The organism is Cloacibacterium normanense (assembly GCF_002943105.1).
Taxonomy (GTDB): Bacteria; Bacteroidota; Bacteroidia; order Flavobacteriales; family Weeksellaceae; genus Cloacibacterium.
The window spans coordinates 240,109-254,514 of the sequence record NZ_PTPZ01000003.1 but is presented as its reverse complement, the minus strand read 5'-3'; the positions used below and the strand labels follow the sequence as shown (position 1 = coordinate 254,514).

General features: G+C 32.2%; 16 protein-coding genes. 12 read left to right on the top strand and 4 right to left on the bottom strand.

The annotated features are described in order from the left end of the window. Positions 1-375 precede the first annotated feature (375 nt). The 10 genes from C3729_RS06660 (at position 376) to C3729_RS06615 (ending at position 8,841) form a co-directional block, all read left to right on the top strand. A complete protein-coding gene (locus C3729_RS06660; RefSeq protein ID WP_104793440.1) occupies positions 376-1,473 on the top strand; it encodes a hypothetical protein in 1,098 nt (365 codons plus the stop codon). An 11-nt stretch (positions 1,474-1,484) separates the two neighbouring features. Further along, positions 1,485-2,039 (top strand): DUF6705 family protein, encoded by a 555-nt coding sequence (locus tag C3729_RS06655; protein ID WP_133159949.1) that lies wholly within the window; start codon positions 1,485-1,487, stop codon positions 2,037-2,039. A 293-nt stretch (positions 2,040-2,332) separates the two neighbouring features. Beyond that, entirely contained in the window at positions 2,333-2,983 is a 651-nt protein-coding gene (locus tag C3729_RS06650; protein ID WP_133159948.1) for a DUF6624 domain-containing protein, read from the top strand. Between the two features lie 184 nt (positions 2,984-3,167). Continuing rightward, entirely contained in the window at positions 3,168-4,709 is a 1,542-nt protein-coding gene (locus tag C3729_RS06645; protein WP_104793437.1) for a PglZ domain-containing protein, read from the top strand. A 110-nt stretch (positions 4,710-4,819) separates the two neighbouring features. Further along, positions 4,820-5,233: a tRNA (adenosine(37)-N6)-threonylcarbamoyltransferase complex ATPase subunit type 1 TsaE gene (tsaE, locus tag C3729_RS06640; protein WP_104793436.1), complete on the top strand. Its 414-nt coding sequence runs from the start codon at positions 4,820-4,822 to the stop codon at positions 5,231-5,233. Between the two features lie 83 nt (positions 5,234-5,316). Then, positions 5,317-6,507, top strand: a complete 1,191-nt coding sequence (locus tag C3729_RS06635) for an alanine dehydrogenase (protein WP_104793435.1) — start codon at positions 5,317-5,319, stop codon at positions 6,505-6,507. 30 nt (positions 6,508-6,537) lie between these two features. Continuing rightward, positions 6,538-6,909, top strand: a complete 372-nt coding sequence (locus C3729_RS06630; protein ID WP_104793434.1) for a hypothetical protein — start codon at positions 6,538-6,540, stop codon at positions 6,907-6,909. Between the two features lie 6 nt (positions 6,910-6,915). Then, positions 6,916-7,152 (top strand): hypothetical protein, encoded by a 237-nt coding sequence (locus C3729_RS06625; protein WP_104793433.1) that lies wholly within the window; start codon positions 6,916-6,918, stop codon positions 7,150-7,152. A gap of 15 nt (positions 7,153-7,167) precedes the next feature. Beyond that, positions 7,168-8,010 (top strand): prephenate dehydrogenase, encoded by an 843-nt coding sequence (locus tag C3729_RS06620; protein WP_104793432.1) that lies wholly within the window; start codon positions 7,168-7,170, stop codon positions 8,008-8,010. 6 nt (positions 8,011-8,016) lie between these two features. Continuing rightward, positions 8,017-8,841: an alpha/beta hydrolase gene (locus C3729_RS06615; protein WP_104793431.1), complete on the top strand. Its 825-nt coding sequence runs from the start codon at positions 8,017-8,019 to the stop codon at positions 8,839-8,841. 235 nt (positions 8,842-9,076) lie between these two features. On the opposite strand, the gene C3729_RS06610 is transcribed toward C3729_RS06615, so the two are convergent. Both C3729_RS06610 and purE read right to left on the bottom strand, forming a co-directional pair. Then, positions 9,077-9,631 carry an RDD family protein gene (locus C3729_RS06610; RefSeq protein ID WP_104793430.1) on the bottom strand — a complete coding sequence of 185 codons (555 nt, stop codon included), beginning with the start codon at positions 9,629-9,631 and terminating at the stop codon, positions 9,077-9,079. Positions 9,632-9,635: 4 nt separating this feature from the next. Next, a complete protein-coding gene (gene purE / locus C3729_RS06605; RefSeq protein ID WP_104793429.1) occupies positions 9,636-10,136 on the bottom strand; it encodes a 5-(carboxyamino)imidazole ribonucleotide mutase in 501 nt (166 codons plus the stop codon). Positions 10,137-10,481: 345 nt separating this feature from the next. Between purE and C3729_RS06600 the strand changes: the two genes are divergently transcribed. Continuing rightward, positions 10,482-11,414 carry a DMT family transporter gene (locus tag C3729_RS06600; RefSeq protein WP_104793623.1) on the top strand — a complete coding sequence of 311 codons (933 nt, stop codon included), beginning with the start codon at positions 10,482-10,484 and terminating at the stop codon, positions 11,412-11,414. A gap of 82 nt (positions 11,415-11,496) precedes the next feature. Here C3729_RS06600 and C3729_RS06595 read toward each other — a convergent pair whose 3' ends face one another. Continuing rightward, positions 11,497-12,606 carry a 5-(carboxyamino)imidazole ribonucleotide synthase gene (locus C3729_RS06595; protein WP_104793428.1) on the bottom strand — a complete coding sequence of 370 codons (1,110 nt, stop codon included), beginning with the start codon at positions 12,604-12,606 and terminating at the stop codon, positions 11,497-11,499. A gap of 127 nt (positions 12,607-12,733) precedes the next feature. Between C3729_RS06595 and C3729_RS06590 the strand changes: the two genes are divergently transcribed. Then, positions 12,734-13,786, top strand: coding sequence for an endonuclease/exonuclease/phosphatase family protein (locus tag C3729_RS06590; protein WP_260204484.1), 1,053 nt, complete (start codon positions 12,734-12,736; stop codon positions 13,784-13,786). Here the strand turns inward: C3729_RS06590 and C3729_RS06585 are convergent. After that, on the bottom strand, positions 13,783-14,211 hold the full coding sequence (locus tag C3729_RS06585; protein ID WP_104793426.1) for a nuclear transport factor 2 family protein: 429 nt from the start codon (positions 14,209-14,211) through the stop codon (positions 13,783-13,785). The genes C3729_RS06590 and C3729_RS06585 overlap by 4 nt on opposite strands. Positions 14,212-14,406: the final 195 nt, after the last annotated feature.

Here is a 14,406-nt window from a genome sequence, read left to right as displayed (position 1 = left end):
GTGGTGTGCAAAATCCCAAGAACGGAAGTAAGCTTCCTTCTCGGAACTTCGCAAATCCGCCGAACCGTTAGCTGTAATGTTATCACAAAAGTGCATATTAAATTAACGTTAAATCAAAAAACACTTATGACGAAAAAAATACTATTATCATGTTTGAAAGTATCATTCCTTACTTTTTTATTTTTATTTTCATGTCGTTCTGAAGATGAAGTAACAACATTTCAAAAACAAGAATTGTTAACTAAAGAATATGTTAATAAAAGCTTTTGGAAAGAAGATGAAATATTTATTAAAAATGTACAGAAAATTTTTAATGAAAACCTAGACAACTCTTATTTCTCTAACAAATAGGGAAACGTTTATTGGAATTATGCAATGACTTTTGACAAATTTGACGAAAGCTTTCTCGAAGTTCCCATCATTAAAAATAATAAAGTAGAACACGTCATGTTTGTCAAAAGAATTGACAATACAATATATTTCCGTAGAAAAACGGATGATGCATCTTCTATAAAATTCTTTCAAGCTCTAATTTTCAAAGACAGAGATCATCTAAAACCAAAATTTCAAAATACAAATTCTCAATTAGCCAGAGGAATGACCTGTATAACAAGAGAAGTAATTTGGACATGGACAGACACCGTTACAGGTGAGGTTTTATATACTCAATCATATTATACAACAACTTGTGTCCAAACTGGTTTTGAAATCCCTTCAACCTGTCTTGATCCTTCTGGAGACTGCACTGGAGGAAGCGGAACTCCACCTGTCGGCGGCGGATACACCTATCCCATTGATGAACAACCAACTGAACCACAACCTTGTGAAAAAATACAGGCTGTTGGTAAAGATTCTGTAACTAAAAATAGTATGAAAAATCTTAAAACTAAAACTAATGATAATAAAGAGCATGCTTATTTTCTTTGGCAAGATAATAGTGGGAACATCCAAAACGACATTTACGGAACAGGACCTGTTGGAGAAGCTGGAGTAAGAGTTCAATTTAATGCCGGTGATAAATTTGCTGCATTTATACACTCTCATTATCAAGCTTCCCAAATTCTTTCTACATTTTCATTTGATGATTTTATTACCTTATGTACAATGATTCAACATAACGCAATTAAAGATGTAAATACTTTTATAGCTGGAGTAGTGACACCTTACGGCAGCCCACAAGGAAACCAATACTATATGGTAATTGATGATCCAAGCAAATTTGCCAACTTCGCTTCGCAGTTTTTTATAAATGGGGTGTATGATAAAAGTACTGGTGAATTCTTTAATAATATTTATGACCAAAGGGTAAACTACAAAAATACAGCTACAGAAAACGAAAAAAACTTAGTTAATTTTTTACAACTTTTTGATACAGGTCTCCAATTAATGAAAGGCGATAACGAAATGAACAATTGGTCTTTGCTTACTAAAAACAACAATGGTACAATTGTTCCTATTAACTGTAATAATTAAACTTTAAAATCATGAAAAATATACTATTTAAAATTTTAGCTTTTTTAACAATCCAATTGTTTATATCAAATACTTGTATGGCACAAGAACTTAATTTCACTCCTGGAGCAGTTAACCCTAATCCTAACCTTGATAAATTCATAGGAACATGGAAATGGCAAAGTGGGAATAAAAGCTTTACCATTGTATTAAAAAAACAAAATATTACACTCCCGCCGATTAATAAAAATGTGACTGCAGATATTATTTATGGTTTTCATCAATACAATAATGGAAATGAAATTTTTGAAAGCTCTATGAGCTTTCAAAGTACAAATTTTAATGATAAAAAATCAACAATTCTTAGTTTGGGTACGATTTCAACAAACTATAATGAACTTAATGGGACAATATCTCACCTTTCAAAAAATAAAAGTGTGAATTTTGAAATAGAATATATTAATGCTACACAAATTAAATTGGTTTCTTTAAAGAATCCACCGGGTATAAAGCTAGTAATAGGCAACCAACCAGATTATGATTGGGAAATCATACTTCCACAGAATATTATATTGACAAAACAGTAAAATTAAAAACACTACAGCTAACATTGGTAACTGTTGCACACTGTTGCACAACTCCCATTTTTAGAAATACTATTTCAAAAACATAAAATTTTGACCTCTTTAGAAGCAATTTTAGAGAGGTTTGTTTTTTAGTTAACGGTCAAAATTCTAAAATTTGGGGTGCTTAAAATTGAGTTGTTGATGCTTTGAAAGACTGTTTTCATAAAAGCAAAGTTCTTTCTTTGTTTTAGAGATAAAATTTGAGCTAAAATGGTTTTATTCGTCTCTATTTCATATTTTTGAAAAAAAACATCATGAGAAACTTAATTTTCATTTTTAGTATAATATTGGTGAGTTCATGCGTTTCAAAAAAGAAAATATCTGAATCTGAAAAAGAAAACATTAAAAAAGAACTTTCTGAAATGATAGAAATTGACCAAAAATATGCTGGAATTCCTTTTGGTTCGTACATAACTAACACTGAAAAATTCTTTACTGATAGAGATAGCATCAATAAAGTAAACAAAGAAAAGATTGATAACTACATCAAAAAATATGGTTTTCTTGGGTTTGATAAAGTTGGAGAAGAAGGTTCTAACCATTTTTGGTTAATCGTTCAGCATTCTGACAATTTTCCAGATTTTCAGAAAAAAGTTTTGAAAATGATGAAAAAGGAAGTTGACAAAAATAATGCTCACAAATCTAATTACGCTTATCTATTTGATAGAATAAGGGCTAATAAAAAACAAAAACAATATTTTGGAACTCAATGCAGCTATAATAAATTGGGACAAGCTACACCAAAATACGGATTAGAAGACAGCATAAATGTAGATGAACGAAGAAAAAAATATGAGCTAGAACCTTTAAAAAAATACTTAAATGAAAGGACAAAAGCTCATTTTGAAATGAATAAAACAGTTTTAATTTCTCAAGGCATAAAAGAACCTCAGCTATATCAATAAACTCAAGACTCATTTTCAGTTTAACAGATTTTTAACCATATTCCAATTATTTTATACAATATTTAAGACAGTTTTGGCGTATTTTTGGGAGAGATAATTTGGAGCAGGAAGTCAAAAGATGTAAGATGAAACTTCTTAACCTTATCCTTTACCTCAACCTATATCTTAACCTAAAAAATAATTTATGTCAAAAATAATTTGGATTGATGATGAAGTAGATTTACTCAAACCACATATCGTTTTTCTAGAAAACAAAGGCTATAACGTAACGCCAGTTAACAATGTGAACGAAGCGCTAGAATTAATAGAAAACGAAAAATTTCAACTCGCACTTTTAGACGAAAACATGCCCGGAATTTCTGGCCTGGAAGCCATTCCCATGCTTAAGGATTTAGATTCTTCTATAAAAATCGTGATGGTAACCAAAAACGAAGAAGAACACATCATGGAACAAGCCATCGGTTCACAAATTTCTGATTATATTCTAAAACCTGTAAATCCTAATCAGGTTTTGCTTTCGCTGAAGAAAAATCTTCAAGAAGACGATTTGGTAGAGCAAAAAACCAAGTTAGAATATCAACAAGGTTTTCGTAACCTTTCGATGGAACTCAGCTATGTAAATACTTACCAAGAATGGGCAGAATATTATAAGAAAATCTTGAATTGGGAAATCAAATTCGATAAAGTTTTTGACAATGAGTTTGCAGATTTATTACAATCTCAAAAAGAAGAAGCCAACATTCAGTTTTCTAAATTTATAGAAAAAAATTACGAAGAATGGCTTCACAGCACCGAAAAACCCATCATGTCTCACACTGCTTTTAAGGAAAAAGTAAAACCCGTTTTAGAGAAAGACAAAGTTTTACTTCTGATGGTTGACAATTTGAGATATGACCAATGGAAAGTGATAGAACCGCTTTTCGCAAGGTTTTACAACAAGGTTTCAGAAGACGAATATTTCAGTATTTTACCCACTGCCACTCAATACGCCAGAAATTCATTTTTTGCAGGTTTAATGCCTTCGGAAATCGAAAAACGTTTTCCAGATAAATGGTTTAATGACAATGAAGAAGGCAATAAAAACGAGCATGAACGCGAATTTTTAGAAGACCAAATGAAAAGAATTGGACTCCAAAACAAGTCCATGAAATATTTGAAAGTTCTGAATGCAGATTTTGAGCGCAAGATTTTAGATGATTTTAACCAACATAAAAACAATGATTTATTGGTGATTGTCTATAATTTCATCGATATTCTTTCGCATGCTAAAACGGATAATCACATTGTAGACCAATTGATTAGAGATGACAAAACTTTCAGAAGTCTTACCGTAAATTGGTTTGAAAATTCTTCAATTTTAAAAATCATCAAACTCGCAGCGGAACAAGGTTTCAAACTGGTGATTACAACTGACCACGGAATGGTTTATGTAAAAAAACCTTCGCAAGTTGTAGGCGATAGAGAAACCAGCACCAACATTCGTTATAAAACAGGAAAATCTCTCACTTATGACGAAAAAGATGTTTGGGCAATTACGAATCCAGAAAAATTATTTTTACCCAAAGGAAATCTCAGCAGCAAGTATATTTTTGCGAAAAACAACATCTTTTTGGCTTATCCCAAAAATTACAACCACTTTGTGAATTATTACAAAGACACCTATCAACATGGCGGAATTTCACTAGAAGAAATCATTATACCTATCAGTATTTTAGAACCTAAGTAGTTTTTTCATAGTTTATTTATACTTAGGCATGGAGCGGAAAAAATCAATTGATTTTTTCCGCTTTTTTACACCATAACAATTCCGTATTTTTGAAAAAATTTTCAAAAAACATGTCTCAAACATTCCAAATAGAAAAAATTGAAGATTGGCAAAAAGTAGTAGATGAAATTTTGCCCAATTTAAAACACAATATCCTTTTGCTCAAAGGAAACTTAGGTGCTGGCAAAACAACATTTTCTCAGTTTTTGATGAAAAGTTTAGGAAGCACAGACGAAGTTTCTTCGCCTACTTACGCTATTGTAAATGAATACCATTCACCGAAAGGAAAAGTTTTTCATTTTGATCTTTATCGACTCAAAAAAATAGAAGAAGCCTATGATTTTGGGATTGAAGAATATCTAGACAATGCTTTTCTCTGCATTATAGAATGGCCAGAAATCTACGAAGAAGAATTGGCAGATTTACCTCATCATGAAATGACAATTACCAATTATGGTGATTATAGAGAAATTGTTTTCCACTAAAATTTTTCTTAGAAAGAATCCATGATTTCTAAGGTTTTACCTATCCCATTTTTCGCTATCTTTGTAGATTAAAATTTAAAACAATGAGTTCTACCATATTTACACCTTTTACTGAAGAACAACTCATTCCTAAAGAGGAAAAATTAGAGGTTCTCAAAAAAGGGAAAAAATTTAGCATTGGTATTCCAAAAGAAACCTGTTTACACGAAAAAAGACTGTGTATTACGCCAGATGCAGTACAAGTTTTGGTAGAACATGGTCATGATATTATTTTAGAAGCTGGCGCTGGTGAAGGTTCGTTCTTTACAGATTTACAGTTTTCTGAAGCAGGAGCTCAGATTACAACCAGTCAAGCAGAAGTGTACGGACAAGATTTGGTTCTTAAAATCAATCCACCAACCGAAGAAGAAATGGAATTTCTAAAACCAAATGCTTATTTGGTTTCTGCACTTCAAATTAACTTAAGAGACAAAGATTATTTTAAAAAATTAGCAGAAAAAAAGGTAAATGCCATCGCTTTTGAATTCATTATGGACGAATACCGCCAATTGTCACTTATCAGACTCATTGGCGAAATCGCAGGTGGAATTTCCATTTTGTACGCTTCAGAATTATTGGCTAAATCAAATGGTTTAATGCTCGGTGGAATTACCGGAGTTCGTCCTACAGAAGTAGTAGTTCTAGGAGCTGGAATTGTAGGAGAATTTGCGACGAAAGCAGCCATCGGTTTAGGGGCAAGTGTAAGAGTTTTTGACAATTCTTTATCTAAATTAAGAAGATTACATACACTAATAGACAGTAGAGTCCCAACTTCAATTATAGACCCAAAAGAATTAAAAAAAGCATTGAGAAGAGCTGATGTAGTAATTGGTGCATTACCTAGACTCAATATGCCTTATGTAGTGACAGAAGACATGGTAAAAGCCATGAAAAAAGGCTCTGTAATTATAGATTTGACCATAGATTACGGCGGCTGTATAGAAACTACAGAAGTAACCACTCACGAAAATCCTGTTATCATTAAACACGAAGTTCTTCATTGTGGATTGCCTAATTTATCTTCTAGAATGCCGAGAACCACTACGAAAGCTATTTCTAATTTCTTCCTAAGTTATCTCCTGAACTATGACGAAGAAGGTGGTTTCGAAAATATGCTTTTGAAAAGAAACGAAATGAAACAATCGCTTTACATGTATAAAGGCAGACATACCAAAAAAGTGATTTGCGACAAATTCGACCTTACTTATCACGACATCAACCTTTTAATTTTTTAAATTTTCAACTTACTTTTTACATCATATTCAATGAGAAAACTGAAATTCTTTTTCATCGGGTTAATTCCAGGATTACTAATTGTATTCTTTATTTTGAACAAAAAAGGGGTAAGTTGTAGCGGTTATCTTCCCAATTCTAGAGTAATTGCCGAAACTTTATCGAAAGATTTTACCTATTCTGAAACTTTTCAAGCAGAAATGAAAACCATGAAAATCGACGAAAAATTTCTGAAAGACAGCATTATTACTAATGGAGAAATTAACTTTGATAAAAGTGATGCACAGAAAAAACCTTGTCCAAGTTATTTACTTACAGCGCCAGAAGGAAATCCTAAGTATGAAATTACTTTTGAAAAATGCAAAGAAAATGCTCATTTCATCAGTCTTAAAAAACTAAAATAACAACTTATGCAAAAGAAAAAATACACAGACCTGAGTGTTCCCCAATTAAAAAAATTACAAAAAGTTTTCTTAGGAATCTTTTTAGGATTGGTTATTCTTTGGATTATTGTACTCAGCATGATGTATTACAACGGAAAATCTTTTGCAACCTTTATAGCAGTAGCAGTGGCTACGTTGATTCCCAATTTTATTAATATTCTGAATATTTCTAATCAAATCAAACAAAAGGAAAAAGAACTCTAAAAAATTAATTTCAAAATGAAGATTGCTATTATTGGTGTAGGTTTAATTGGTGGTTCTATCGCCCTAAAGCTCCGCGAAAAAAATTTCGGAGCAGAATTTATAGGAATTGACAAATCAGAAACTCACCTTCAAGAAGCCCAAGAACTTGGAATTATAGACCGTTTCGAAGATTTTGAAAACGGTATTAAAAACGCAGACCTTATCATTACCGCAATTCCTGTAGATGCTACGGTTAAAATTTTACCACAAGTTCTAGATTTAATCACCGATAAACAAACGGTAATGGATACTGGTTCTACCAAATCTGGAATTGTAGAAGCCATCAAAAATCATCCGAACCGAAAAAGATTTGTAGCATTTCACCCAATGTGGGGAACCGAAAATTCTGGACCTAAAGCCGCTCAAAAAGAAAGTTTCGCAGGAAGAGCTGCTGTAATTTGCGACCGTGAAGATTCTGACCAAGACGCATTAGCATTGGTAGAAAATATCGCCAAAAACCTAGAAATGCACCTGATTTATATGAATTCAGATGCTCATGACGTTCACACTGCGTACATTTCTCACATTTCTCACATCACTTCTTACGCTTTGGCAAACACGGTTTTAGAAAAAGAACGAGAAGAAGATACCATTTTCCAACTGGCGAGTTCTGGTTTTTCGAGTACGGTTCGTTTGGCAAAATCGCATCCAGAAATGTGGGTTCCTATCTTCAAACAAAACAAAGAAAATGTGTTAGACGTACTGAATGAACACATTACACAGCTCAGAAAATTCAAATCTGCTCTAGAAAAAGAGAATTTTGAACTTCTGGAAGAACTCATCAAAAACGCCAACAAAATCCGAGGCATCTTAAAATAATTCGTCATGAAAAATCTCTTTCGCTTTCTGTTTATCCTCAGTTGTACTTTTTTATGGAGTCAAGAAAAGAAAAGTACGGCGACAGAAAATGTGAAGATTATTTCTGAAAATTTCGACGTTCCTCAACTTAAAACCACACGAAGAATTTGGATTTATTTGCCTAAAGATTACGAAACTTCTCGCAAAAAATATGAAGTGATGTATCTTCAAGATGCGCAAAATCTCTTTGACGACGCTACTTCTTACGCTGGTGAATGGCAAGCAGATGAAACACTGAACAAAATTTTTGAAAAAACCGGAAAATCTGTAATTGTTGTAGGAATAGATAACGGTGGCGAAAAACGAATTGAAGAACTTTCTCCCTTCAAAAATGCAAAATACGGCGGTGGAAATGGCGAAAACTATGTAAAATTCATCGTGGAAACATTGAAACCTTATATCGATAAAAATTATAGAACAAAAACGGGTAAAAAACACACCACGATTGGTGGAAGTTCACTCGGAGCGCTGATTTCTGTTTATGCCGCGGTGAAATATCCTGAAACTTTCGGGAAAGTATTGGCTTTTTCGTCTGCTTTTTGGTTTAATGCCGAAGATTTGAATGCATTTATTAGCCATTCTAAAGTCAATTTAAAGCATCAGAAATATTATTTTGTTCAAGGAAAGCACGAAGATGAAGACATGGAAGTTCAAACTAAACGCGTCATCGAAAATCTTAAATCTAAAAACGTGAAATCTAAAAATATTTTCCTAAAAATAGACGAAGACGGAAAACACAACGAAATGTATTGGCGAAGAGAATTTGAAGCGGCTGTTTTGTGGTTAGATTAGATTTATTTCCCACAGATTACGCAGATTTACACAGATTTTTTAGAAGTTTATTTGTCTTTCATCAAAAAAATAAATTTGTTTACCGCAGATTACGCAGATTTGCACAGATTTTTTTAAACAATTTTCTTCAAACTTCTTTGTCATTGACTTCGTCGAATCTTCGATTTCCGTAGGAATCAAAAAATCAAAATTTTACAAATAGTAATTATAGACAAAAGCCAAAAATATATTTTTCTTATTCTGATTGATTCGCTTCTTCAACAATAGCTTTTTCAGAAAAAATTCTCACTACAACGGTATTTGCAATTAAATCTTCAATTGTTCTATACTTTTTATTAGAGAAAATTTGAATTAAATTAACTACTAACCAAGACACCCCTAAACCTCCTGTTATATATTCATTTGAGACAAAAAGAATTAAAATTAAAAAAATAATATCTACTAAATTTCTCAAAAGTGCTTGATAAAAAGAGATTTTATTTTCTTCATTAAAACTCAATACTTTAACAGAAACTATCATTTTTCCAATTGTCTGTCCTCCAAAATAATGAAACAATACAAAATAAATAATTAAAACTAAACTTTTAACTGCTTCAGAATAATGAATCCAAAAATCTCTCATAGGATTAGGAATTTCTTTAATTCCGTGCGCAACATCAAATCCTACTATTGTGTATTGAGTCTCTGGAATAAATATTGTAAAAATCTTCAAAACTAGAATAACAAAAAAATAATCTATTATTCTAGCAAAAAATCTCCTGTAAAATGTGTCATATTTAAGATTTTCCATAATGTTAATCAAATTGATTCGGATGTTCTTTTTTGATTTCTTCGATGGTAGAAAGCACTTTTTCTTTCAGGCTCAATTGATAAATTTCCAATTTTGTAGAAATTTCTTCGTCTGAACTTCCTAAAATTTTAGCAGCCAAAATCCCAGCATTGTTAGCCCCATTCAAAGCAACTGTAGCCACAGGAATTCCTGAAGGCATTTGCAAAATAGACAAAACAGAATCCCAACCATCAATAGAATTAGACGACAAAATAGGCACACCAATCACTGGTAAAGTAGTACAACTCGCCACCATTCCTGGTAAATGTGCAGCACCTCCTGCTCCTGCAATGATGACTTTTACGCCTCTGTTTTTGGCAGATTTTGCAAAATCGAACATGCGCTCTGGCGTTCTGTGCGCAGAAACTACGGTGAGTTCGTAAGGAATTTCTAGAGATTTAAGAAAATCAGCAGCTTGTTGCATAATTGGCAAATCGCTCTGACTGCCCATGATAATTGAAACCATTTTTACATTTTTACTCCTTCAAAGATAGAAAAAAATACGTTTCCTTTTGAAGAGAATGCTTCTATTATTATCAATGCTTAATACAAAGAAATTGTGAATAAGATAAAACGCAAAGACGCTAATTCACTTTACCAGCAAAAACGTTTTTAAGACGCAAGAAAATCAAAGATTTTCAATTTTAACGAAGTTAAAAGTTGCGTCTTAAAAGCATAAAGATTTAAAAATTTAGATTTGCGCCATTGCGATGAAAAAATTTTGGTGAAAGATTAAGTTTTTTTCATAAAATTAAAAATTTAGAAAGACTCTTTGTTCAGAATTAAATATCTTCGTACCGCGAAAATCATTATGAACACAGAAAAAGATTTCAAACTTATTTTAGCCATTATCACGGTTGCAATAGTTTGGGGAACTACATATTTAGGAATTAGAGTTGCTGTAGAAACCATACCACCTTGGTTTGTTACCGGAATCAGACAAAGCATTGCTGCACTTTTATTGTTATGTTTTTTGGTCTATAAAAAACAACTGAAATGGATTGGTTTGAAAAATCTGAAAACTCAAATCATTCTTTCTACGCTCATGATTATCATTGCTAACGGAATGACAACCATTGCAGAGAAACACATCAATAGCAGCCTTGCTTCTGTTCTTACTGCTACTTCACCGATTATTGTATTTCTGGGAAGTGTTCTCATTGGTTTAGAACAATTTAAACTGAAATCTGTTTTAGGATTAATTCTAGGTTTTAGTGGTGTTTTGCTCATTTTTTCTGATGGTTTACAAGAATTGCTAAATCCTGATTATAGATTGGGACTTATTGTTTTATTCATTGGGATTTTAGGTTGGGCTTCTGGAACACTTTTCACCAAAAAAATAACGATTCATTCTGATAATATTTTATTGAATTTATTCTATCAATTTGCTTTTGCTGGAATTCTGCAACTTATTTTCGCCTTTGCTTTTACTAAAAATTATGATTTCGAAAAATGGAGTGCAGAATCTTTTGCTTACGTAGTTTATTTGGGCGTTTTTGGTTCAGTGATTACTTATTATGCATTTCTTTATGCCCTAAAAAGGGTAAATCCATCACAAATTTCAATGCTGAACTACGTGAATACGATTATCGCCATTTTCTTAGGTTGGCTGATTTTAGATGAAAAAATAACCACAAAATTTATTTTTGCGGCTATTCTTATTATTTCTGGAGTCTTTATTATGAACCTAAAAAAGGAAATGTTTAAAAAGTCGGAAGCTAGAAGTCTGAAGTCCCAAGATTAATGACGAAAGTTTTAAAACTCTACAACTCTCCCACTCTAAAACTCTCCCACTCTACAATTCTCCCATTCTAAAACTCTCCCACTTAAGCAATCACTCTTACCAAAGTTTTAATATGATTCAGTTTTTCTAGTAATTCTTCTCTGGAATTGGCTAAAACATTGATGTGTCCCATTTTTCTACCCGGTTTGGTTTCTGTTTTTCCGTAGAGATGAACATAAGTTTTTGGAAGTTTTAAAACCTCCTCTAAACCTTCATATTTTACTTTTCCGCTGTAGTTTTGTTCTCCAACCAAATTCAGCATTCCTGAAAATCCAAAAGCGTCTGTATCTGCCAATGGTACATTTTTCAAAACTCTGTAAAATTGTTCAAATTGAGAATTCGCGTTTCCTTCTTGTGCTTGATGACCAGAATTGTGTAATCTTGGCGCTGTTTCATTTACCCAAACTTTTCCGTTTTTATCAAGGAATAATTCGATAGCAAAAAGTCCAGCAGAATTGGCTGCGGAAATAAATTTTTCTGCAATGGCATCAATTTGAGATTGAACTTCTGATGAAATATCGGCAGGACAAATATTGAAATCCAACAAATTCAGTTTTTCATCGGCCACCATTTCTGTTACGGGAAAAGTTTTGGTTTCTCCATTTTCGTTTTTGGCAATGATAATGGAAAGTTCTTTGTCGATATCCACCAAATTTTCTAAAACCGAATCTTCTGTCCAAAGATTTTTTAAGTCATCGGCATTTTTGATGATTTGCACACCTTTTCCATCATAACCACCAGTATTGAGTTTTTGAACGAAAGGAAATTCAATCTTAATTTCTTCTGAAGTTCCATCAAAAATTTCGAAATCAGGACTTGGAATGTTGTGTTTTTTATAAAACTCTTTTTGTAGAATTTTTTGTTGGATGGTTTTGATGATTTCCGCATTGGGAATCACTTTTTTCCCTTGTTTTTCCAATTCGAAAAGCGCATCTACATTCACATGTTCTATTTCTATGGAAATCACATCTTTATCTTGACCGAAAGCCAAAACATCTTCATAATTATTAAAATTTCCTTGGGAAAAATGTGAAATATTAGCACAAGAACAATCAGAGTTGGGGTCTAAAACGTGAAATTCATCGTCGTAGTTTAATGCATTTTGAATGAACATTCTTCCGAGTTGGCCTCCACCAAGAATTCCAATTTTCATAATTTACTTTTTATTTTATTAGATTTTCAGATTTACTGCGTAAAAATACGGAAAATGAATAATTTAGCATAAACTTTAAAGGCAAATGATAGAACTTCTCTGTTTTCTCTCAATCTTTCTTTTGATATTGAGCGTTTTACCGTTCAGTAAAAACCAGCATTGGATTTTTAGAGTTCCTGAATTTTTGATGCTTCAAATCACCATTTTACAAGTCATTGTTTTTGGGATTTCTTGGTTTTGGGCAAAAGGAGAAACCTTACTTTTTGTTTTACAAATTTTTCAATTAGGATTTATCATTTATCACGTTTTTACTCTTATTCGATTTACTAAATTTTATAAAAACAAAGACCATCGCAGACCAAAACACGCTTCAGAATTGGTGAGAGGAATTGCTGTAAATGTTTATCAATTCAATACTCAATTTCAAAAAATAATTGATTTAATTACCAAAGAACAACCCGATTTTTTCATTACGATGGAGAGTAACACGGATTGGGAAAAAGCAATGCGAGTAGTAGAAAAAGATTATCCATTTTCTGAAAAAGTGACCTTAGAAAACACTTACGGAATGCATTTTTATTCAAAATTGGAAATTCTAGAAGTAAAAACGCATTATTTTGTTGCCGATGATTTACCGAGTATTGAAGCAAAATTAAAAACCAAAGATGGATATGAATTTGTATTTTTTGGTGTTCATCCTCCTCCACCAAGTCCTACTGAAGAAAAAACTTCTAAAGAAAGAGATGGCGATTTATTAAGTATTGCCAAAAAAGTGAAGAGTCATAAAATTCCTGTTTTGGTTTCGGGAGATTTCAATAATGTTGCTTGGGCATATTCTTCGCAATTATTTAGAAAAACCAGCGAACTCATAGATGCGAGAATTGGAAGAGGAATTTTCGCCACTTTTCATGCCAAACATTGGTTTTTCAGAGTTCCGCTTGATTTATTATATCACAGCAAAGAGATTTTTGTGAAAGAAATTTTCACTTATCCTAGCATTGGTTCAGACCATTTTCCATTGGGATTCAGTTTTTTTATTGACCGTGAAAATGATGAACAAAAAGAGGAAATTAAAACTTTAGAAAATGGCGAGATTCACGAAGTAAACCAACTGATTGAAGAAGGCAAAAAAGAAAAAAGCGACAACCGAGAAGAAGTCGCTACAGAAGATGAAATCTAATCACATTTTTTTCTTCTAGTATCAATGATATATTGAATTTTCCATTCATTATTGATTTTCGCGAGTTGAAAACTATTGACACCGCAATGCGAAAAATTACCTTTATAATAAAACTGATACGGAACCCAAACCGAAGCCATATTTCCATCAACCAAAATTTTAGAAATAGTGAATCTTTCGTCTAAATCGCCAGCTTGAGATGCGGCAACTTGTTTGGCAAAATCTTCTACTTTATCCGTTCTTATTTCTTGATTTTTACCAAAAGTCTGCATAATTGCAGAACCAGAAAAAGCGTTTTTCACTCCAAGAGAATCTGCAGATTTCATTGCATTGAAAAGGTTTTCAATCGGCTTTACGATTTCTTTTTCTGATACGTTTTGAGCAAAAGAAAAACTGGAAATCAGGAGAAAGAAGATTTTTTTCATATCAAAAATTATTAGATATTATTTTTATATAAACGCAAAGAAGATAAAAAATTTAAATCTATTTTAAGGAAGCAAAGAAGCGAAATAATTCGCTTGAAGCTTACGCTTAAAAATTCGCAAAGCGAAAAAACTTTGCTTTCTTTTTTTGATTGCTGTTAAAATAAAACTTTGCGTTTCAGAAATATTTGTTCAAAA